This window comes from Stenotrophomonas sp. YJH_SMC_106-19, from assembly GCF_059368375.1.
Genome location: NZ_JCAFRQ010000002.1, coordinates 40,991 through 61,919, shown reverse-complemented (window position 1 = coordinate 61,919; position 20,929 = coordinate 40,991). Strand labels below are relative to the sequence as shown.

Annotated in this window: 16 protein-coding genes; 5 read left to right on the top strand and 11 right to left on the bottom strand. The window is 67.6% G+C overall.

From position 1 onward, the window contains the following. Positions 1-2: 2 nt before the first annotated feature. The 7 genes from AC5P5M_RS07840 to creB all read right to left on the bottom strand — a co-directional run bounded on the left by AC5P5M_RS07840 (position 3) and on the right by creB (position 7,724). Entirely contained in the window at positions 3-494 is a 492-nt protein-coding gene (locus tag AC5P5M_RS07840; RefSeq protein WP_053517393.1) for a Fur family transcriptional regulator, read from the bottom strand. 33 nt (positions 495-527) lie between these two features. Continuing rightward, a complete protein-coding gene (gltX, locus tag AC5P5M_RS07835) occupies positions 528-1,931 on the bottom strand; it encodes a glutamate--tRNA ligase (RefSeq protein WP_053517391.1) in 1,404 nt (467 codons plus the stop codon). 90 nt (positions 1,932-2,021) lie between these two features. Further along, positions 2,022-3,620, bottom strand: a complete 1,599-nt coding sequence (locus tag AC5P5M_RS07830) for a M20/M25/M40 family metallo-hydrolase (protein WP_495205735.1) — start codon at positions 3,618-3,620, stop codon at positions 2,022-2,024. A 98-nt stretch (positions 3,621-3,718) separates the two neighbouring features. Then, the gene (locus tag AC5P5M_RS07825) at positions 3,719-4,129 is read right to left on the bottom strand and encodes a hypothetical protein (RefSeq protein WP_279941801.1); all 411 of its coding nucleotides are present in this window, start codon (positions 4,127-4,129) and stop codon (positions 3,719-3,721) included. A gap of 10 nt (positions 4,130-4,139) precedes the next feature. Continuing rightward, positions 4,140-5,459 carry a cell envelope integrity protein CreD gene (gene creD, locus AC5P5M_RS07820; RefSeq protein ID WP_495205734.1) on the bottom strand — a complete coding sequence of 440 codons (1,320 nt, stop codon included), beginning with the start codon at positions 5,457-5,459 and terminating at the stop codon, positions 4,140-4,142. 81 nt (positions 5,460-5,540) lie between these two features. Further along, positions 5,541-7,001, bottom strand: a complete 1,461-nt coding sequence (gene creC, locus AC5P5M_RS07815; protein WP_065174661.1) for a two-component system sensor histidine kinase CreC — start codon at positions 6,999-7,001, stop codon at positions 5,541-5,543. A gap of 3 nt (positions 7,002-7,004) precedes the next feature. Continuing rightward, positions 7,005-7,724 (bottom strand): two-component system response regulator CreB, encoded by a 720-nt coding sequence (gene creB / locus AC5P5M_RS07810; RefSeq protein ID WP_180875692.1) that lies wholly within the window; start codon positions 7,722-7,724, stop codon positions 7,005-7,007. Positions 7,725-7,758: 34 nt separating this feature from the next. Between creB and AC5P5M_RS07805 the strand changes: the two genes are divergently transcribed. The 4 genes from AC5P5M_RS07805 to AC5P5M_RS07790 all read left to right on the top strand — a co-directional run bounded on the left by AC5P5M_RS07805 (position 7,759) and on the right by AC5P5M_RS07790 (position 13,511). Then, entirely contained in the window at positions 7,759-8,616 is an 858-nt protein-coding gene (locus tag AC5P5M_RS07805; protein WP_053517399.1) for a 23S rRNA (adenine(2030)-N(6))-methyltransferase RlmJ, read from the top strand. A gap of 95 nt (positions 8,617-8,711) precedes the next feature. Continuing rightward, positions 8,712-9,257 carry a GNAT family N-acetyltransferase gene (locus AC5P5M_RS07800; protein WP_053517384.1) on the top strand — a complete coding sequence of 182 codons (546 nt, stop codon included), beginning with the start codon at positions 8,712-8,714 and terminating at the stop codon, positions 9,255-9,257. A gap of 125 nt (positions 9,258-9,382) precedes the next feature. Continuing rightward, positions 9,383-12,847 carry a transcription-repair coupling factor gene (mfd, locus tag AC5P5M_RS07795; protein ID WP_495205733.1) on the top strand — a complete coding sequence of 1,155 codons (3,465 nt, stop codon included), beginning with the start codon at positions 9,383-9,385 and terminating at the stop codon, positions 12,845-12,847. Between the two features lie 52 nt (positions 12,848-12,899). Continuing rightward, entirely contained in the window at positions 12,900-13,511 is a 612-nt protein-coding gene (locus AC5P5M_RS07790) for an HD-GYP domain-containing protein (protein WP_495205732.1), read from the top strand. Positions 13,512-13,589: 78 nt separating this feature from the next. Here the strand turns inward: AC5P5M_RS07790 and AC5P5M_RS07785 are convergent, their stop codons facing one another. Then, positions 13,590-15,683 carry a M13 family metallopeptidase gene (locus AC5P5M_RS07785; RefSeq protein ID WP_193395625.1) on the bottom strand — a complete coding sequence of 698 codons (2,094 nt, stop codon included), beginning with the start codon at positions 15,681-15,683 and terminating at the stop codon, positions 13,590-13,592. Positions 15,684-15,830: 147 nt separating this feature from the next. After that, positions 15,831-16,580, bottom strand: coding sequence for a 2,3-diphosphoglycerate-dependent phosphoglycerate mutase (gene gpmA, locus AC5P5M_RS07780; RefSeq protein WP_014036448.1), 750 nt, complete (start codon positions 16,578-16,580; stop codon positions 15,831-15,833). 93 nt (positions 16,581-16,673) lie between these two features. On the opposite strand from gpmA, the gene nfi reads away from it, so the two are divergent. Further along, entirely contained in the window at positions 16,674-17,348 is a 675-nt protein-coding gene (nfi, locus tag AC5P5M_RS07775) for a deoxyribonuclease V (RefSeq protein WP_495205731.1), read from the top strand. Between the two features lie 7 nt (positions 17,349-17,355). On the opposite strand, the gene AC5P5M_RS07770 is transcribed toward nfi, so the two are convergent. Both AC5P5M_RS07770 and AC5P5M_RS07765 read right to left on the bottom strand, forming a co-directional pair. Beyond that, positions 17,356-18,336, bottom strand: a complete 981-nt coding sequence (locus AC5P5M_RS07770) for a cation diffusion facilitator family transporter (RefSeq protein ID WP_053517376.1) — start codon at positions 18,334-18,336, stop codon at positions 17,356-17,358. Between the two features lie 157 nt (positions 18,337-18,493). Beyond that, positions 18,494-20,743: a TonB-dependent siderophore receptor gene (locus AC5P5M_RS07765; RefSeq protein ID WP_065174656.1), complete on the bottom strand. Its 2,250-nt coding sequence runs from the start codon at positions 20,741-20,743 to the stop codon at positions 18,494-18,496. Positions 20,744-20,929: the final 186 nt, after the last annotated feature.

Sequence of the window (20,929 nt, the reverse complement as noted above, 5' to 3'; positions counted from 1 at the left end):
GCTCAGCCTGCGCAGCGGGCGCAGAGTCCGTGCACTTCCAGCGTCTGCGCCTGCGGCTGGAAGCCGAGCTCCTTGGCCCGCTTCTCCAGCTGGCCGACGATCTCGCGGTCTTCCAGCTCCACCGCGCTGTGGCAGCTGTTGCAGATCAGGAACGGCACCGAATGCGCCGCACTGCTGGGGTGGTGGCAGGCCACGAAGGCATTCACCGATTCCAGCTTGTGCACGAAGCCATTGGCCATCAGGAAGTCCAGCGCGCGGTACACGGTGGGCGGGGCATCGGCGCCCACGCCCTTGCCGTTGCGCACCCATTCCAGCAGCTCGTAGGCCTTGACCGGCTTGCCGGCTTCGGCGATCAGCTTCAGTACGTTGGCGCGGATGGGGGTCAGGCGCAGCCCGCGTTCGCGCGAGACACGCTCGACCACCGCCACGAAATCCGATGCGTCATGGACGTGGTGGTGGGGGGCGGTACAGGCAGTGGCAGTCTTGGCGGGCATGCGCGTTCTCCGGTTCGGCCTGGCAAGGATGCCTCAGACCGTTGCTACCTTGGTAATGGCCGCGTCGATGCGTTTCAAGGCCTGCTCACGGCCGGCCAGGTACACGGTGTGGGAAATGTCAGGGCTGACCTGGGTACCGGTGATGGCCACGCGCAGCGGCTGGGCGACCTTGCCCATGCCGATCTCCAGCGCGGCGGCCGTGTCGTGCAGGGCCGTGCCGACCGCTTCGGCCGTCCATTCCGGCAGCGCCGCCAGCAGTTCACGGGCCTTGCCCAGGGCGACCTCGGCCCCGGCCTTGAAGTGCTTGGCCACTGCGGCTTCGTCGTAGTCGTTCAGCGGCTGGTACCAGACCACGGCCTTCTCGGCCATTTCCTTCAGGGTCTGCACGCGTTCACGCAGGGCGATCACCACGTCTACCGGTGCCGGGCCCGCCGCCACGTCCAGGCCCAGCTTCTGCAGCTGGTAGACCAGGTGCGGCACGATGTCGGCCGGCTCCACGGTCTTCAGGAAGTGCTGGTTGACCCAGCCCAGCTTGGCCATGTCCAGGCGCGACGCCTTGGAGTTGCAGTCCTTCACATCGAACAGGTCGATCAGTTCCTGGCGGGTAAACAGTTCCTGGTCACCATGCGACCAGCCCAGGCGGGCCAGGTAGCTCAGCAGTGCGTCCGGCAGGTAGCCGGCATCCCGGTACTGCATCACGTCGGCGGCGCCGGTGCGCTTGGACAGCTTGGCGCCCTGCTCGTCCAGGATCATCGGCATGTGGCCGAACTTCGGCACCGGTGCACCGATGCCTTCGTACAGGTTGATCTGGCGCGGCGTGTTGTTGATGTGGTCGTCACCGCGGATGACCTCGGTGATGCCCATGTCCCAGTCATCCACCACCACCGCGAAGTTGTAGGTGGGATAGCCGTCCGGACGGAAGATGACCATGTCATCCAGTTCGCTGTTGGCGATCTCGATCCGGCCCTTGATCAGGTCATCGAACACCACCGTACCCTGCAGCGGATTCTTGAAGCGGATGACGCGGTTCGGGTCGTCCCGGTACGGCAGGCCCAGCTCGCGCGCGGCACCGTTGTAGCGCGGCTTTTCCTGCCTGGCCATGGCGGCTTCGCGCATCGCGTCCAGCTCTTCCCGGGTTTCATAGGCGTAGTAGGCCTTGCCGTCGGCAATCAGCTGCTCGGCAACTTCCCGGTAACGGGCTACCCGGTCGGTCTGGTAGATCGGACCTTCGTCGTAGTCCAGGCCCAGCCACTCCATCGCCTCCAGGATGGCGTCGATCGCCCCCTGGGTGCTGCGTTCACGGTCGGTATCCTCGATGCGCAGCACGAACTCGCCGCCGCGGTGGCGGGCCTCCAGCCAGCAGTACAGCGCGGTGCGGGCGCCACCGATATGCAGATAACCGGTAGGACTGGGGGCGAAGCGGGTGCGGCAGGTCATGTGGGGCTCGAGGAACGGGAATTCCCCGATTTTACCACCAGCCCCGCGCCGGCACGGAGGGACGGACGGGGTCCGTCCCTCCGGCTCACGTCACGGCTGCGGCTCGGCCTTGCGCGGGAACGACTGCTCGCGCATCGCCGCGTTGTAGGCGAAGGAGGCCACGATGGCCGCTGCCTGCTTCAGATCTTCGGGCTCGGCGTGGTCCCAGGTGTCCAGATGGCTGTGGTGGACATTGGTGAAGTAATCCAGCCGGTCCTGGATGAACTGGAAGCCGGGCAGGCCGATGCGATCGAAGCTGATGTGGTCGGTGCTGCCGGTGTTGCGGGTCGCCACCGTGGTGGCGCCGACATCATGGAACGGGGCGAGCCAGGCCTCGAAGATCGGCATCGCCGCCAGGTTTTCCTGCGCGTAGATACCACGGAAGCGGCCGGAGCCGTTGTCCATGTTGAAGTAGACCTGGAACTTGCTGTAGTCGCGGGTCTTGCGCAGCGGTCCGGTGGGGTCGCGCAGCGAGGCCGGCAACGCCTTCTGCGCAGCGTCCACCGGTTCCGGGAACTGGCCGAAGTGCTTGGCGACGTAGGCCTGCGAGCCGATCAGGCCCTGCTCCTCGCCACTCCACAGCGCCACCCGGATGGTGCGCCGGGGCTTGGCACCGGTGGCCTTGAGGATGCGCATGGCTTCCATCATCACCGCCACGCCGGCCGCGTTGTCGGCCGCGCCGGTGCCGCTGTGCCAGGAATCGAGGTGCGCGCCGATCATCACCACCTCATCCGGCCTGCTGCTGCCCCGGATCTCCGCCAGCGTGTTGTAGCCGGGCTGATCGCTGTCGTCGGTGAAACGCGCGCTCACGTCCACCCGCAGGCGCACGGGCTGCTTGGCCTCCAGTGCACGCACCAGCGGATTGAAGTGCTCGGCGATCATCGCCAGCTCCGGAATGCCGACCGGTTCCCCGGCCTTGCGCGAGCCGCCACCGGCCACGCGGATGATGCCGTTGTCCCAGCTGCTGATGCTGATCGAGGCCAGTGCGCCTTCCTCGACGAAGAAGGCGTTGACCTTGGCCGCCAGCGCCTGCCGCTCCTGGTACTCCTTCACCCGCTTGGCGCGCTCGGCGGTGGCGTCCTTGTCCTTGGGCAGGGTGAATTCCTGCAGTCCCTCCAGCGAGGTGGCGTCGTGACGATGCGAGTCCGGCTCGGTACCCCGCTTGTACTCGCGGGCCTCGCCGAGCAGCAGGATCTTCCCGCGCAGCTTGCCGCGGTACTTCTCGATGTCTTCCGGCTTCTTGATGTCCACCTGTACCAGCTCGCCCTCGACCGGTCCGCGGGTGCCCGGTGTCCAGGCCTTGGGCAGTGCGTGCAGTGGCATCACGCGGTCGCCGAGCATCTCCACGCTGGCCGACGTGAACTCCCAGCCGCGGCCGAAGTCATCGAACGCTTCGTCGTGGACATTGTCCAGCTTCCATTCGGTGAACTTGCTGCGGGTCCACGCGTTGGCGCGCCCCATCGCCGGGGAGTTGGTCAGGCGCGGCCCGATGCGCTCGGTGAGATAGCTGAAGGTGTCCATCACCTGCGAGCGATGGAACGCCTCCTGGCGGATGCGGCTGACCATGTCCAGGTCCACCGGCTCGCGCTGCTGCGCCATCGCATTGCCGCTCATCGCCAGCGCAACCGCCAGCACACCCCACTTCAGCACATCCCACCCCTGCCCTTCGGCTCGATCATCAACCCCTCGAGTCTAGCCAGCGGGGGCGCTCGGCCCCCGTCCCATCGGTCATGGGCAGTGCGGACGCCTCATCCGCTCCAGCCCAGCCACAGCTGGGCGCGCATGGGCAGCAGCAGCAACCAGTGCCGCCGGTCGATGCTGCTGCAGCCGAATACCGCAGCGTGCGTGGGCCAGTCGCCGGGCAGGCCGGCGATGCCGATCTCGGCCAACGCCCCCGGCCCGGCCTTCCAGGGCCGGTAGCGCGGCACCTTTCCACCCAGCACGCCACGTCCCTGCCGTGCACCGTCCAGCCACTCCAGCCCCTGCCCCAGCACTCCTTCGCAGGTGGCCGCCGCCAGCTGGAAGCGGACCAGGCCGGGGGCGATCCGTGCCCCCGGCAGGGCCGCCAGCACGCCATGCGCCTGCAGCAGTGCATCCACTTCGAGCAGAGCCGGAATGCCTTGCTGGGCTCTCAGCCGCAATCCCTGGCGCCATCCCATCGCGTTCTCCTCACTTTGCTTCCGCGCCCAGCGCATACCAGTCCACGCGGCGGGTCACCCACATCGCCAGCGCCAGAATCACGAACAGCAGCAGCGAGCCCATCAGCAGTGCGTTGTTCTCCGAGACCAGCAGCCCGTAAAGCGCGCCATACAGCACGGTCAGCAGCGCGGCGAAGCCCAGGCCGCGCTTCCAGTGACCGAGCACGTTGGCCAGATACACCGCCTGCAGGCCGATGCAGGCCGCCGCCGAGACCAGATAGGCCTTCCAGAAGGCGATGTGCTCGGACAGGCTGATCAGCAGCAGGAAGAAGATCGCCAGCGCCAGGCCCACCATCAGGTACTGCAGCGGGTGGATGCGCAGCGATTTGATCAGCTCGAACAGAATGAAGCCGACGAAGGTGAGCAGCACGAACAGCACGCCATACTTGGAGGCGCGATCCGCCTGCGTGTAGGCGTCGACCGGATCGACCAGCGACACGCTCACCGCCTGCGACGCCACCGCGCCATCACTGCGCAGCTGGCGCTGGGCATCGGAGGCCAGCGAGGACACCGCCCAGCGCGCGTCGAAGCCCTGCGCATCGACGCGGCGTTCGTTCGGCAGGAAGGCGCCGGCGAAGGACGGATGCGGCCAGCGCGAACGCAGTGCGATGCGGTTGTCATCGGCTACCGGCACGACCGACAGCATGCGGCTGCCGTCCAGCCGCAGTTCCAGCTCCACCGTGCTCGCTGCCAGCAGCCCGCCCTGCACCCCGGCAAAGCCCGCCACGGGGGCATGCAGGCCGCGCCCCAGTTCCGCAGCGGCGCCGACACCCGGCAGCAGGCGCACCTGGCGGCCATCCACGCGCAGGTTGGGTGTCCCGACCAGGCCACGCGCGTCAGACACGCCCAACGCCACATAGGGCTGGCCATAGGTCCGGCCTGGCTTGACCGGATAGTCGTCAGCCGCGAAAGAGGCCTTCAACTGGCCGTTCCAGCTGTACACCGGCACCTTGAACAGCCCGACCTCACGCTGGCTGGGCAGCATCTCGCCGCCAACGTCGAGCGAGGCCGGCATCTGCAGCCAGTGCCCTTCGCTGACCTGCACCTCGGTCTTCTTGTTGCCCTTGGCGTCGACGACTTCCACCTGCTGGCGCTCCACCCACGGCACCACCCGCACCGGCCCCACCAGCTGCTGCGCGCCGGCGCGGCTGTCAGCGACCCGCGCGAAGGCTTCGTCGCGGTACTGGCTGCGCTCGTTGATCACGCTGCGGATCATCATCAGCGGAATCAGCAGCAGCAGGATCAGTCCGCCGACAATGGCGAACCGCAGCAGCATCTTCAGGGATTTCATGGTCCATCCTCGTTGGAGAGGGCTGCAGCATGGACCGTCGCGGTGAGCGGGGTTTGTGGCGAATTTGAAGCGGATGTGAAGTCAGCGCCGCGTGCGCGGGCCGGGCATGCCCAGCGGCAACCACAGGCTGGCCACGGTCCCGCCGCCGTCGCGGGCCTGCAGTTGGACACGGCCATCGTGCAGGCGCGCTACTTCCTGCACGAACGGCAGCCCGAGGCCGGAGCTGCGGCGGCCACTGCCGGGACGGGCCAACGAGTAGAAGCGCTCGAACACGCGGTCACGGGCATAGTCGGGAATGCCGGCCCCCCGGTCGGCCACCTGCAGGCGCACGCCGCCGTCCTCAACCTGTGCCTGCAGCACCACCTCCGTCCCCGATGGAGAGAAGGCAACCGCGTTGTCGACCAGGTTGTTCAGCGCCTGCCGCAGCAGATAGGCATCACCCTGAATGCTCAGATCCGCCACGGCATCAGTGCGTACCTCGACGCCGGCCGCCTGCGCGCGCACCTGCGCGGCTGCGACGGTCTGCTGCAGCAGGTCCGGCAGTGCGATCGGCGCACGCGTCTGCAGCCAGCCATGCTGCTCCACTTCGGCCAGCGCCAGCAGCTTGTCGATGGTTTCGGTCAACCGCTCCTGCTGCTCGAGGATGCTGCGCGCGAAGTGGGCACGGTCGGCATCGGCCATCGGTTCCTGCAGCAGCTCGGCGGCACCGCGTATCGCGGCCAGTGGACTCTTCATTTCGTGCGTCAGCGACTGCACATACTGCTCGACGTAGGCCTTGCCTTCGAGTTTGCGCCGCATGGTCTCCAGCGCCTGGCCGAGATCACCGATCTCATCGCGGCGGCGGCGTGGCGGCGGCACCGGCTCACCGGCGGTGACCGCGCGCGCATAGCGGCTGAGCTGGCCCAGGCCGGTGGTCAACCACATCGTCACCAGCACCCCGACCAGCGCCGAGAGTCCTATCAGCCATGCGCCGCGTTCGATGATGGCGCGCTGGCTGGCCGCAATGAACGGATCGATGCTGCGGTTGGGCTGGGCCAGGGTGAGCACGCCGATGAGAGTGCGGCCATCGCCCGGGTCGTACACCGGCGCGGCCACATGCATCACGGTGTTGCCCTCCTCGCCCGGCGTCTCCGGGCTGGAGCGGGCGCCGTACTCGCCGCGCAGGGTGCGGTAGACATCGTTCCAGCGCGAGTTGTCACGACCGACGTCGCGGCCCAGCGAATCGTAGATCACGATGCCTTTCGCATCGGTGATCGTCACCCGGTAATCGAGGGCGCGCTTGGGAAAGCGCCACACCATCGCTTTCAGGTCACGCTGCCGCGCCTTGGCCAAATTGCGGGTGAAAGTCCCGCTGTTGATGGTGCCTGCCTTGACGTCCGCCGCCGCCATCTCGGCCAGCACGTTGGCCGCATCGACCAGGGTCGATTCCATCGCCTGGCGCACGCCCGGCTTCACTTCGTTGACGAACACGCGCATGACGAAGAACGCGGCGATGCCCACGATCAGGAAGAAGCCCAGGAACAGCTTCATCACCAGACGCATCGCTCACACCTCCAGGGCGTAGCCCAGGCCACGGTGGGTCCGGATCGGGTCGGTGCTGGCGCCGGCCGCGCGCAGCTTGGCACGCAGGGTCTTGACGTGCGTATCGACCGTGCGGTCGGCGCTGTCGGCACTGCTGTCCCAGCCGCGGTCCATCAGCTGGGCACGGCTGAGGATGGCCCCGGGGCGTTGCAGCAGGGCTTCCAGCAGTGCGTACTCGTAGCGGGTCAGGTCCAATGGCTGGCCGTGGAAGCGGACACGCCGGCCCTCGCGGTCGATGGCGAAGGCGCCATGCGTCTGCCAGCCCGCATCGGTGTCACTGGCGGCAGGCGCCGCCCGCCGCAGCCGCGCGCGCACCCGCGCCACCAGCTCGCGCGGCGAGAACGGCTTGGCCATGTAGTCGTCGGCGCCCAGCTCCAGGCCCAGCACCCGGTCCAGCTCGTCGTTACGGGCGGTCAGGAAGATCACCGGCAGCTGCGCCTGCGGACCGGGCAGCGCACGCAGCCGACGACAGACCTCGAAGCCGCTCAGGTCCGGCAGGCCCACGTCCAGCACCACCACATCGATGCCACCGTCCCGCAGCCGCTGCAGGGCATCGCTGCCGAGCAGGCAGTGACTGGCCAGGTAGCCCTCGCTGCGCAGCGCGTAGAGCACGGTTTCGGCGATGGCGGCTTCGTCCTCGACCACCAGGACATGGGCAACGGGAGCTGTCATGGCGCGCAGCATAGCCGCTGCGGCCGCCGCCCCGTACACTGCCCCCATGAATTACCGCCATGCCTTCCACGCCGGCAACCATGCCGATGTCCTCAAGCACATCGTGCAGCTGGCCCTGATCGACAGCTTCAAGCGCAAGGACAGCCCGTTCTTCGTGCTGGACACCCACGGCGGCGCTGGCCGCTATCTGCTGGCCAGCGAAGAGAGCCGCAAGACGCTGGAGGCCGAATCCGGGGTCATGCGCCTGATGGCGCAGCCGAAGCTGCCGGACGTGGTCGAGCGCTACCTGAAGGCCGTGCAGGCCGACAATCCGGTCGGCGCGCTGACCAACTACCCCGGCTCGCCCCTGCTCACCGCCCAGGCCATGCGTGCGCAGGACCGGATGGCGGTATGCGAGCTGCAGGAAGACGAAGCAGGCACGCTCAAGGCCCTGTTCGCCCATGACAGCCGGGTCGGCGTGCACCCGGGCGACGGCTATGCACTGCTGCGCTCGCTGCTGCCGCCGAAGGTCAACGGCAGCAAGATCGGCCGCGGCCTGGTGCTGATCGACCCGCCCTACGAGGCCCAGGACGCCGAGTACCAGCGTATCCTGGCAGCACTGGCCGAGACGCTGGCGCGCTGGCCGCAGGCCACCTGCGCGGTGTGGTTCCCGATCAAGCAGCGCCGCACGATCCTGCATTTCCTGCGCAAGGCCACTGCCCTGCCGGTCAAATCGGCAGTGACCATCGAGTTCCTGGTACGCCCCGACGACTCACCGCTGCGCCTCAACGGCAGCGGCATGCTGGTGCTCAACGCCCCCTGGCAGTTCGACCGGGCGGTCGGTCCGGCCCTGCCGGCGCTGCGCCAGCACCTGGGTGAACCCGGCGCCAGCACCCGCCTGGATTGGCTCAAGGCACCTGAATAATGGCCTTCACGAGGCTGTACGCCCGTGAGCCTTTTGTTCACGGAAGACAGCCCCGGTGATGCCACAATCGATGGACCACCAAGGAATCACCCGGTATGGCCACTCGCAACCGCATGCCGCCCTGGCATGAGATCTTCAAGGCTCCCAGCGGCCACGAGCTGCTGATCCGCCCCATCCGCCCGGAAGACAGCGCGCCGCTGCAAGCGGCCTTCAGCCTGTTCGGGCCGGAAGAAATCCGCGACCGTTTCCTGCAGGCGGTGACCGAGCTGTCACCGGAAACCACCCAGCGCCTGACCCATCCGAATCCCAAGACCGAGATCACCCTGGTCGCGGCCGAGTCCCTGCCCGCCGGTGAGGCCGTGGTCGGTGCGGTCGCCCGGGCCTCGATCATCCCCGGTACCCGCGAAGCCGAGTACGCGATCCTGATCAGCCGCTTCCTCATCGGCCAGGGCCTGGGCCGGCAGCTGATGCGCAAGCTGGTGAAGTGGGGTCGGGGCAAGTACCTGGATCGCCTGTACGGCGATGTGGCGGCCGAGAACGAGCCGATGAAGCAGCTGGCTGCCTCGCTGGGCTTCAAGCCCGTTCCGCACCCGAACGGCACCGAAGGGCTGGTACGCATGGTGCTGGAACTGGACAACTGACGGTGACGCCGGGCGCCGCCCGGCGATGCCGTTGCAGCCACTGCGCACGCCGGGCATGGCCCGGCGCTGCCCGCTCACGCAGCAATCATGGGGCGGGTGGAGGCTTCTGCTAAAATCCGCGGTCCATGTCGCGTACTTCATACCCCGCCCCGCCGCTGCCGCGCGCCGGCCAGCTCCGCGCCTGGTGGCGCGCCCCCGCTTCACCGACCGCCCTGGCCTGGTACCTGGCCCAGGCGGCGCGCGCGCATGACGCGCCGTTGCTGGTGGTTGCCCGTGACAACCACGGCGCCAACCAGCTCGAAGCCGATCTGCAGACCCTGCTGGGCAACGATCCCGCGCTGCCGGTGATCGCCTTCCCGGACTGGGAAACCCTGCCCTACGACCGCTTCAGCCCGCATCCGGACATCATTTCGCAGCGCCTGGCGGCCCTGCACCGCCTGCCTGCGCTCAAGCGCGGCCTGGTGGTGGTGCCGGTCCAGACCCTGCTGCAGCAGCTGGCCCCGCGCAGCTACGTGATCGGCGGCAGCTTTGACCTGAAGGTCGGCCAGCGCCTGGACCTGGAGGCCGAGAAACGCCGCCTGGAGAGCGCGGGCTACCGCAACGTGCCGCAGGTGATGGACCCCGGCGACTTCGCCGTGCGCGGCGGCCTGCTCGATGTGTTCCCGATGGGCGCCGACGAGCCCTTGCGGGTGGAGCTGCTGGACGAGGACATCGACTCGATCCGCGCCTTCGACCCGGAAAGCCAGCGCTCGCTGGACAGGGTCGAGTCGGTGCACATGCTGCCCGGCCGCGAAGTACCGATGGATGAGGCCAGCATCGGCCGCGTGCTGGCCACCCTGCGTGAGCGCTTCGATGTCGACACGCGCCGCAGCGCGCTGTACCAGGACCTCAAGTCCGGGTTGGCCCCGGCCGGCATCGAGTACTATCTGCCGCTGTTCTTCGATCGCACCGCCAGCCTGTTCGACTACCTGCCTGCCGGCAGCCTGCCGGTGCTGTGTGCCGGCGCCGGCGAAGCCGCCGACGCGTTCTGGGCACAGACCGGCGAACGCTACGAGCAGCGCCGCCACGATGTCGAGCGCCCGCTGCTGCCGCCCTCGGCGCTGTACCTTTCGCCTGAGCAGCTGCGCGAGCGGCTGAACGACGCGCCACGCATCGAAGTATGGGCCGCCGACCATGCACGCATCGCCGATGCACATGCGCTGGGCGACCAGCCCCTGCCGGCGCTGCCGGTAGCGGCCCGCGAAGCGCCCGCTGGCGACGCGCTGAAATCCTTCCTCGGCCACTACCCCGGCCGGGTACTGATCGCCGCAGATTCACCGGGCCGCCGCGAAGCCCTGCTGGAAGTGCTGCAGGCGGCCGAACTGAAGCCGCCGGTGGTTGCCGACCTGCCCGCCTTCCTCGCCAGCGATGTGCGCTTTGCCATCACCGTGGCGCCGCTGGAAGATGGCTTCGCCCTGGACGATCCGCGCCTGGCGGTCCTGACCGAACGCCAGCTGTTTCCCGAGCGCGCCGGTAGTACCCGCCGCACGCGCCGCGCCGGCCGCGAACCGGAAGCGATCATCCGTGACCTGGGCGAGCTGACCGAAGGCGCGCCGATCGTGCACGAGGATCATGGCGTGGGCCGTTATCGCGGCCTGATCGCGATGGACGTCGGTGGCATGCCGGGCGAGTTCCTGGAAATCGAGTATGCCAAGGGCGACCGCCTGTACGTGCCGGTCGCACAGCTGCATCTCATCAGCCGCTACTCCGGCGCATCCGCAGAAACCGCGCCCCTGCATTCGCTCGGGGGCGAGCAGTGGACCAAGGCCAAGCGCAAGGCCGCCGAGAAGGTGCGCGACGTCGCCGCCGAACTGCTGGAAATCCAGGCGCGCCGGCAGGCACGTGCCGGACTGGCCCTGCAGGTCGATCGCGCGATGTACGAACCATTCGCCGCCGGCTTCCCGTTCGAGGAGACACCCGACCAGCTGGCCGCCATCGACGCGACCCTGCGCGACCTCGCCAGCAGCCAGCCGATGGACCGCGTGGTGTGCGGCGATGTGGGCTTCGGCAAGACCGAGGTCGCCGTGCGCGCCGCGTTCGCCGCCGCCAGTGCCGGCAAGCAGGTGGCGGTGCTGGTGCCGACCACGCTGCTGGCCGAACAGCACTACCGCAACTTCCGCGACCGCTTCGCCGATTACCCGCTCAAGGTGGAAGTGCTGTCGCGCTTCAAGAGCACCAAGGAGATCAAGGCCGAACTGGAGAAGGTCGCTGCCGGCACCATCGATGTCATCGTGGGCACCCACCGCCTGCTGCAGCCGGACGTGAAGTTCAAGGATCTGGGCATGGTCATCGTCGACGAGGAACAACGGTTCGGCGTACGCCAGAAGGAGGCGCTGAAGGCGTTGCGTGCCAACGTGCACCTGCTGACCCTGACCGCCACGCCGATCCCGCGCACGCTGAACATGGCCATGGCCGGCCTTCGCGACCTGTCGATCATCGCCACGCCGCCGCCGAACCGGCTGGCGGTACAGACCTTCATCACGCAATGGGACAACGCGCTGCTGCGCGAGGCCTTCCAGCGCGAACTGGCGCGTGGTGGCCAGCTGTACTTCCTGCACAACGACGTGGAGAGCATCGGCCGCATGCAGCGCGAGCTGTCCGAACTCGTGCCGGAAGCGCGCATCGGCATCGCCCATGGGCAGATGCCGGAGCGCGAACTGGAGAAGGTGATGCTGGATTTCCAGAAGCAGCGCTTCAACGTGCTGCTGTCGACCACGATCATCGAGTCGGGCATCGACATCCCCAACGCCAACACCATCATCATCAACCGCGCTGACCGCTTCGGCCTGGCCCAGCTGCACCAGCTGCGCGGCCGCGTGGGGCGTTCGCACCACCGCGCCTACGCCTACCTGATCACGCCTGACCGCCGTGCGATCACCCCGGATGCCGAGAAGCGCCTGGAAGCCATCGCCTCCATGGACGAGCTGGGCGCCGGCTTCACCCTGGCCACGCACGATCTGGAAATCCGCGGTGCCGGTGAACTGCTCGGCGAGGACCAGAGCGGGCAGATGGCCGAAGTCGGCTTCAGCCTGTATACCGAGCTCCTGGAGCGCGCGGTACGCAGCATCAAGCAGGGCAAGCTGCCGGACCTGGATGCCGGCGAGGAAGTGCGCGGTGCCGACGTCGAGCTGCATGTGCCGGCCCTGATTCCGGAAGACTACCTGCCGGACGTGCATACCCGCCTGACGCTGTACAAGCGCATTTCCAGCGCGCGCGACAACGATACGCTGCGCGAGCTGCAGGTCGAGATGATCGATCGCTTCGGCCTGCTGCCGGACCCGGCCAAGCACCTGTTCGCGGTTGCCGAGCTGAAGCTGCGGGCCAACGCGCTGGGCATCCGCAAGCTGGACCTGGGCGAGAACGGTGGCCGCATCGTGTTCGAATCGAAGCCGGACATCGACCCGATGGCCGTGATCCAGCTGATCCAGAAGCAGCCGAACCTGTATGCGATGGAAGGCCCGGACAAGCTCCGCATCAAGCACCCGCTACCCTTGCCGGAAGACCGCTTCAATGCGGCCCGCGCCCTGCTGACGACCCTCGCCCCGGGTTGATTTCCCACCGCCACCACCCCGCACCGGCCCCACCCGGTGCGGGCGGACGACCATGCTGCCTGACGCCGTAACCGCCCCCGACCTGCTGCACGCACAGGCCTGCCTGATCGATGCCCTGGCCATGTCGCTGCAGATGCGCGACGCCTACACCCGCCATCACTGTGACCGGGTCGGCCAACTGGCCCAGCGCCTGGCCATGCACTGCGACCTGGACCAGGAGGCCGGGACGCGGGTCGCGCTGGCCGCGCGATTCCATGACATCGGCAAGATCGGCATTCCCGACGACGTGCTGCTGAGCCCTCGTCGGCACACCGAGCAGGAGCGCGCGATCATGCGTGAGCATCCCGTGCGTGGCGAGCACATCTTCCTGACCACCGGCCGCAGCGATGCCGCCGCGGTGGCCAGGCTGATCCGGGCCCATCACGAGGCATTCGACGGCAGCGGCTATCCCGACGGCCTGCACGGCGAGCACATCCCGCTGGGCGCGCGCATTGTCACGCTCGCCGACGCCTACGATGCGATGACCAGTGATCGTCCGTACCGGGCGGCGATGGCGCACGGAACGGCACTGCGCATCCTCGATGACCAGGCCGGCGGCCTGATCGACCCCTACGTGCTGCAGCGCTTCCATCGCCTGCTGGCGCAGGAACCTGCGCTGGCCTGAGATCCGGCGCCACCGGGCGAACAGACAAAAGGCCCGGCTTGCGCCGGGCCTTTCGCATCACGCTTCACGTGTGATCGGTTACCAGATCACCACGCGCTTGTCGTCGGCACGCACCATCGCGTCACCGGCCTTGCACTGGAACGCAGCCGCGAACGACGGCATGTTCGAGGGCGCACCGTTGGCGCGGAAGTTGGCCGGCGCGTGCGGATCGGTGTTCAGGCGCACGCGCAGTTCGCCATCGGTGAAGTTGCGACGCCACACGGTGGCCCAGTTCATGAAGAAGCGCTGGTCCTGGCTGTAGCCATCGACCTCGACGTTCGCCTTCGGATCTTCCTTCAGCGCCATCTGCAGCGCGTCATAGGCAACGGTCAGGCCGCCCAGGTCGCCGATGTTCTCGCCCAGGGTCAGCTTGCCCTTCACATTCACGCCGGGCACCGCTTCGTAGCCATCGAACTGCGCGACCAGCTGGTCGGTACGTTCGGTGAACGCCTTGCGGTCGGCATCGGTCCACCAGTTGTCGAAGTTGCCGTTGGCGGCGAACTGGCTGCCCGAATCGTCGTAGCCGTGCATCATCTCGTGGCCGATCACCGCGCCGATGCCGCCGTAGTTCAGTGCCGGATCGGCCTTGGCGTCGAAGAACGGCGCCTGCAGGATCGCTGCCGGGAACACGATCTCGTTCTTGGTGGCGTTGTAGTAGGCGTTGACGGTCTGCGGCGTCATGCCCCACTCGGTCCTGTCCACCGGCTTGCCGATCTTGTCCAGCATGTAGCGGTAGTTGAACGCACGCGCCGCCTGCATGTTGCCGAGGTAGCTGTCGCCGTTGGTCTGCAGGCCTGCCCAGTCACGCCACTTGTCCGGGTAACCGATCTTCGGGGTGAAGCTGGCCCACTTCTCCAGTGCCTTCTTCTTGGTTTCCTCGCCCATCCACGGCAGCTGCTCCAGGCGCACCTTCAACGCCTGCGACAGGTTTTCCACCAGGTGCTGCATGGCCACCTTCGACTCGGCCGGGAATACGGCGTCGACGTACAGCTGGCCCAGCGCCTCACCCATGCCGCCGTTGACCGACTCCAGCACGCGCTTCCAGCGCGGCTGCATTTCCTTCTGGCCACGCAGGGTGGTGCCATAGAAATCGAAGTTGGCCTTCTCGAACTGGCTGCTCAGGTACGGCGAGGCGTCGTCGATGGTGTGGAAGCGCAGGTAGGCCTGCCAGGTGCTGGCCGGCACATCGGCCAGCATCTTGTCCATCTCGGAGAAGAAGCCCGGCTGGGCCAGCGAGAACTTCTGCGCGGCCGGCACCTTCAGGGTGTCGAACAGCGCGGTCCAGCTGAAATTCGGGGTCAGCCTGTCGGCGTCTGCGGCGCTGAGCGGGTTGTAGCGCTTGGCCGGGTCACGCATTTCGATGCGCGACATGGACGCCTTGGCCAGGCGGGTTTCGAAGGCCATCACGGCCTTGGCCTGCTCGGCGGCCTGCGCGGCGTCCACGCCGGACAGGGTCAGCACCTGCGCGATGTAGGCCACGTAGGCGTCGCGGATCCTGGCCTGCGCATCATCGAAGTAGTAGCCCTTCTCCGGCAGGCCGAGGCCGCCCTGGCCGACGTAGGCGATGACATTGGCCGAATCCTTGTAATCGGCATTGGCGAACAGCGAGAACAGCACGCCCTTGCCCTCGGCCTGGCTGTCGCGCAGGTACTGGGTGAGGGTGGCGGTGTCCTTCAGCGCGGCGATCTTGTCGAGCTGCGGCTGCAGCGGTGCCAGGCCCGCAGCCTCGATCTTCGCTTCGTCGTTGCCGGTCTTCCAGATGTCGCCGATCTTGGCTTCCACCGAACCGGTCTTGGCCTGGCTGGCGGCAGCCTGCTGTACCAGCGCATGCTGCACTTCCAGCGAGCGCTCGCGCAGGATTTCGAAGCTGCCCCAGGTGGTCTGGTCGCCCGGTACCGGATTGGCCTTCAGCCACTTGCTGTTGACGAAGCCATTGAGGTCGGTGCAGGCCGCGATGGCCGGATCGAGATCGGCGCTGTTGAGCGAGATCAGCGGCGTCTTGATCTGTGACAGGTCGAAGGCCGGCGTAGCGTCGGCACTGGTCGCCGGTGCAGTTTCGTTCTTGCCACACGCGGCCAGGGAGGCGGCGATGGCGATGGTCAGGCCCAGCGGGGCCAGGTTGCGGACGTTCATGAGGCTCTCCTGCGGGTAATTCCACAGGGTAGACGGGGACGCCCGCGGCAGGGACCGGCCAAAGGTCACAGAGCGCTCGTCATGTGGCGCCGAGCCCTGCTCTGCGCCACAAAAAGCGAAGGCCGGCGTGCGCCGGCCTTCCGATTCCTACTTGGCCTTGCCCTGGTTGGCCACGGCCTCAGCGGCCTTGCGCGCCGCTTCCGGGTCGCCCAGGTAGCGGAACGACTGCACGGTCAGGTCATCGTTCAGTTCGAACAGCAGCGGAATGCCGGTCGGAATGTTCAGCTCGAGGATTTCCTCGCGCGAAACATTGTTGAGGTACTTGTACAGCGCGCGCAGCGAGTTGCCGTGGGCGGTGACCAGCACCGTCTTGCCGTCCTTCAGCTGCGGCGCGATGGCGTCGTGCCAGTACGGCAGCACGCGGTCGAGGGTGGTGGCCAGCGATTCGGTACCCGGCAGCGCGTTGCGGTCCAGCCCGGCGTAGCGACGGTCGTGGATCGGATGGCCCGGGTCTTCCAGATCCATCGGCGGCGGCGGGATGTCATAGGAGCGACGCCACACCTTGACCTGCTCCTCGCCGTGCTTTGCAGCGGTCTCGGCCTTGTCCAGGCCCTGCAGGCCGCCGTAATGGCGCTCGTTGAGACGCCAGGATTTGTTCACCGGCAGCCAGTCCTGCTCCAGCTCGGCCAGGGCGCCCTGCAGGGTGTGGATGGCGCGCTTCAACACCGAGGTGTGGGCGACGTCGAACTGCAGGCCTTCCTCGCGCATCAGGCGGCCAGCGGCGGCCGCTTCCCGGCGCCCCTGCTCCGTCAGGTCGACATCGACCCAGCCGGTGAAGCGGTTGTCCAGGTTCCACTGGCTCTGGCCATGGCGCAACAGTACGAGTTTACGGGTCACTGCAGGATCTCCAACGCGAGGAAAGGCAGACCGCCATTGTAGCCCCGGGGCCGCTCACCGTGCCGTGGCGCGGCCCATGCGATGCTGTGATCGATGAATACCGTGATCGATCCCGGGCGCTGGCAGGGCAGCGTCGCCGCCGCACGCGAGCAACAGCTGCGGCTTGCGGCGCGGGTGGAGCGCAGCGACCGGCTGCCGGGTACCGTACGCTGGCTGGCCGGGCTGGACGTCGGCTTCGAGGACGACGGCCGCACCACCCGCGCCGCAGCCGTGCTGCTGGATGCCGCCACCCTGCAACCGGTGGCCCGGGAGATCGCCCGCATTCCCACGGTGATGCCTTACATCCCTGGAATGCTCAGCTTCCGCGAGCTGCCCGCCCTGCTCGCTGCACTGGCCCTGCTGCCGCGTTCGCCGGACCTGGTCTTCGTCGACGGGCACGGCATCAGCCATCCGCGACGGCTGGGCGTGGCGGCGCACCTGGGCGTCGTCACCGATCTGCCGAGCATCGGCGTGGCCAAGTCGAAACTGGTCGGTCGCTTCGTCGAGCCCGCAGACGAGGCTGGCGCGCATACGCCCCTGCTCGATGGCGATGAACAGCTCGGCTGGGTGCTGCGCAGCAAGGTCCGCTGCAGGCCGCTGTTCGTCGCTGGCGGGCACCGCATCAGCGCCGATACCGCACTGCAGTGGGTGCAGCGCACGCTGCGTGGCTATCGCCTGCCGGAGCCGACCCGCCTGGCGGATCGGCTGGCGTCGCGACGGGACGCGTAGCGGCAGATCAGTGGTGCACGTGGCCGCGATGGCCCTGCGCGTCCTCGCCGTGGTCGTGATCGTGCCGCGCATCCGGTGCGGCCGCACTGGGCGGCGCGGGATCTCCGCATGCCTCTCCGCAGTGATCCGCTTCAATCTGCAGGGTCACATGCTCGATGCCGAAGTCATCGTGCAGGCGACCTCCCAGCTCACGGCGCAGCACGTCGGCGTCGGTACCGTCGCGCATCACGACATGCGCGGTCAGCGCCGGCGTGCTCGAGGCCAGTGCCCACACATGCAGGTCATGCACGTCCAGCACCGCGGCATGGCCGGACAGGCTGTCGCGGACCTTCGCCACATCCATGCCCTTGGGCACGCCTTCCAGCAGCACGTTGATCGCCTCGCGCATCAGCACATAGGTGCGTGGCAGCACCCACAGGCCGATCAGCACCGCCAGGATCGGGTCGATCGGCTGCCAGCCGGTCCAACGGATCAGCAGCGCGCCGACGATCACCGCCACCGAGCCGAGCATGTCGGCCCACACTTCCAGGTAGGCACCTTTGACGTTGAGGCTTTCACCGCTGCCGGCCTGCAGCAGGCGCATCGAGATCAGATTGATGACCAGGCCGGCGGCGGCGATCACCAGCATGCCGGTGGAGGCAATCTCCTGCGGTTCGCGGAAGCGGCCGACCGCTTCCCACAGGATGTAGCCGGCCACCACGAACAGCATCGCGCCATTGATCATCGCGCCAAGGGCTTCCAGCCGCGCATAGCCATAGGTGCGGCGCGCGTCCGGCGGACGCCGGCTCAAGCGCACCGCGACCAGCGCGATCATCAGTGCGAGCGCGTCGGTGGCCATGTGGGCCGCATCGGACAGCAGCGCCAGGCTGTTGGTCCAGAACGCGCCGACGACTTCGACGACAAGGAAGGTGGAAGTCAGCCCCAACGCCCACCACAACGGCTTCTCGTGGCGGATCTGGGACGGCAGGTGATCGTGGTCGTGGCCCATGCAACAGCTCCTGTGCGATGCGGTCAGGCTACGGCGTGGCTGCGGGGGAGACTATTACGATGTTTATAACATTGCAGCTGTGCGGCGCCGGTCGCGCCGGGCGTGGCCCGGCGCTCGCCGATTGCACCGGGCCATGCCTGTCAGGCACCGCGCGCGCTCAGAAGCCGAAACGCAGGCTGGCCCAGTATGCGCGGCCCGGTTCGTTGTAGGTCGCCGCACCGGCGTCGCTGCTGTTGGCTTCGCGGAACAGGCGCTTGTCGGCCAGGTTGTTCACGCCGAAACCGAAGCTGACCGTCCCGGTAACCCTGTAGCGCGCGCTCACGCCCCAGATGTTGTATGCCCCCCGATCCTGCAGCACCACCGACGGATCGCAGCTTCCGGTGCAGCGAGGATCGTTGTTGATGTTGGTGGTGGCCGGCTCCTGCCTGCCGTAGAAGGTGCCGGTGAGCAGCAGCGACAGCTTTTCGGTGGCCTGCCAGTCCAGCATCGTGTTGACCGTGTAGCGCGGTATCACCGACAGCGGCTGGCCGGTGCTCTTGTTCTCGTTCTCCACCATGTAGGTGAAGTTGCTGCTCCACTTCAGCCGGTCGCCCTGCTCGCCCAGCAGCGGCACCACCAGGTTGCCCTCCAGGCCCTGCACGATGGCCTTCGGTGCATTTTCCCAGCGGAAGATCCGGCCACGGGTATCGGCGGTGAGGCCGACCTGGGTATACCCGGCCTCGATCTTGTCCTTGTAGTCGTTGTGGAAGTAGGTCAACGAGGCCTGCCAGCCACTCTGCGGAGCCCATTCCACGCCCAGTTCCTTGTTCAGGCTGGTCTCGGCGTCCAGCTCCGCGTTGCCCTGCAGGTAGCAGCCCGCGCCCAGGCTCGGCAGTGCGTTGGGACAGCCGTTGCCACGGGTGTAGTACAGGTAGTCCGGATTGGACTGGTAGAGGTTGGGAGCCTTGAACGCGCGTGCGATGCCGCCCTTCACCACCCAGTCGCCATTGATGCGGAACTGCGCATTGAGGCTGGGGCTGGCGTTGTTGCCGAACTGGCTGTGGTGGTCGAAGCGCAGTCCCGGCGTCACGATCCAGCGTTCACCCAGGTAGATGTTGTCTTCGACGAAGACCGCCGTAGTCTGGGCATCGGACTTGCCGCGCGCGCGATCGGCCGACAGGCCCGGCAGGCCACCGCCACTGCTGCCGGACTGGCTCATCGAATACGGATCGGTCAGGCGGCTGTCGAGATGCTCGAAGCCCAGCGTCCAGACATTCTCCGCCGCGCCGATCGTGGTCGGGAAACTGACCTCGCCATCGAGCTGGTAATTGCGCAGGCGGGAGGTGGACCAGTCGGTGCCGTTGAAGCTGCCCTCGGGGCCACCGGCCAGGCCTTCGTTGATGCGCGAATTGTTGACCGCTTCCACCGCAGCAGTAACGCGCGAGGTCACATCGCCCCAGCGGCCACGATGGGTGATCGCCCCGGTGGTGCGGTACATGCGGTTGGTCTCTGCCTCGCTCTCGGCCAGCGCCGCCAGATCGACCGGCGTGGAGGTACCGGTGTTGCTCACGGCACGGTCGCCCGCATAGATGTTGCCCTGGCGGCTGGTACCGGCTTCGAATTCCACCACCTGGCCGGCGTTGATGTCCCAGCGCAGCAGCGCGTTGACATCGCGGTTCTTGACGCCCTCGCGGCCTGCGGGAGGTACGGTGCCCGGCGCGGTGGCGAACGCGCGATTGAGTTCGAGCGAATCCGCGTCGGTCCTGTTGAGGTTGCCATACAGGCGGAAGGACAACGCATCGGTCATCGGGCCGCTCAGCTGCAGGCCCACGCGCTCACTGCCACCTTCGGCGCTGTGCTCGGGTACCAGTCCGTACAGATCGACCGCTCCGGTCAGATCGCCCGTCGGGCGCTTGGTGATGATGTTGACCACGCCGCCGGAGGCGCCGGATCCATAACGCGCCGCTGCCGGACCGCGCAGCACTTCGATGCGCTCGATCATCTCCGCCGGCACCCAGTTGGTGTCGCCACGGGTATTGCGCTCACCGCTGCGGCCCATGCGCACGGCGTCGCGGGCGCCGACGCGTTTGCCGTCCACCAGGATCAGCGTGTTCTCCGGCCCCATGCCGCGCAGGTCGATCTGGCGGTTGTTGCCATACTGGCCGGACGCACTGTTGCCGGTGAGATTGACACCGGGCATGGTCCGCAGCAGCTCGGCGATGTCGTTGGCAGGAGGACGGCGCGCAATGTCCTCCGCGGTGATGGTCGATGTACCCAGGGCCTGACGCGCGATCTGCGAGGCGGTGACGTGTACCGTATCGATATCGGTCGCGTCGGTCTGCGCATGGGCACCCAGGGCACTGCCCGCAAGCAGGGCAGCAACGGCAAGCGCCAACGGGCGCGGCGGCGGAACAAGGACGGCAGACATCTTCAACACCTTCTGGCAGGGCAACGGGACCTCTGGCAAAGGGCTTGAGGCGACGACGGGGGGAGTGGGAGCGGCGCCGCACATCTTCCGCAGGCCGATCCATGCGCGCATTCTCCCATCAATGCGATTGATTCTCAAATGCGTCAACTCAGTGCAAGCGCTTCGCGAATGTGCATGGGGCCAAGT

Coding starts and splice junctions, on each gene's coding strand:
- creC (WP_065174661.1), bottom strand. CDS start 7,001: ATGCGTCTGGTGATGAAGCTGTTCCTGGGCTTCTTCCTGATCGTGGGC.
- gltX (WP_053517391.1), bottom strand. CDS start 1,931: ATGACCTGCCGCACCCGCTTCGCCCCCAGTCCTACCGGTTATCTGCAT.
- AC5P5M_RS07790 (WP_495205732.1), top strand. CDS start 12,900: ATGCTGCCTGACGCCGTAACCGCCCCCGACCTGCTGCACGCACAGGCC.
- AC5P5M_RS07785 (WP_193395625.1), bottom strand. CDS start 15,683: ATGAACGTCCGCAACCTGGCCCCGCTGGGCCTGACCATCGCCATCGCC.
- AC5P5M_RS07765 (WP_065174656.1), bottom strand. CDS start 20,743: ATGTCTGCCGTCCTTGTTCCGCCGCCGCGCCCGTTGGCGCTTGCCGTT.
- creB (WP_180875692.1), bottom strand. CDS start 7,724: ATGCTGCGCGCCATGACAGCTCCCGTTGCCCATGTCCTGGTGGTCGAG.
- AC5P5M_RS07800 (WP_053517384.1), top strand. CDS start 8,712: ATGGCCACTCGCAACCGCATGCCGCCCTGGCATGAGATCTTCAAGGCT.
- creD (WP_495205734.1), bottom strand. CDS start 5,459: ATGAAATCCCTGAAGATGCTGCTGCGGTTCGCCATTGTCGGCGGACTG.
- AC5P5M_RS07840 (WP_053517393.1), bottom strand. CDS start 494: ATGCCCGCCAAGACTGCCACTGCCTGTACCGCCCCCCACCACCACGTC.
- nfi (WP_495205731.1), top strand. CDS start 16,674: ATGAATACCGTGATCGATCCCGGGCGCTGGCAGGGCAGCGTCGCCGCC.
- AC5P5M_RS07770 (WP_053517376.1), bottom strand. CDS start 18,336: ATGGGCCACGACCACGATCACCTGCCGTCCCAGATCCGCCACGAGAAG.
- AC5P5M_RS07805 (WP_053517399.1), top strand. CDS start 7,759: ATGAATTACCGCCATGCCTTCCACGCCGGCAACCATGCCGATGTCCTC.
- mfd (WP_495205733.1), top strand. CDS start 9,383: ATGTCGCGTACTTCATACCCCGCCCCGCCGCTGCCGCGCGCCGGCCAG.
- AC5P5M_RS07825 (WP_279941801.1), bottom strand. CDS start 4,129: ATGGGATGGCGCCAGGGATTGCGGCTGAGAGCCCAGCAAGGCATTCCG.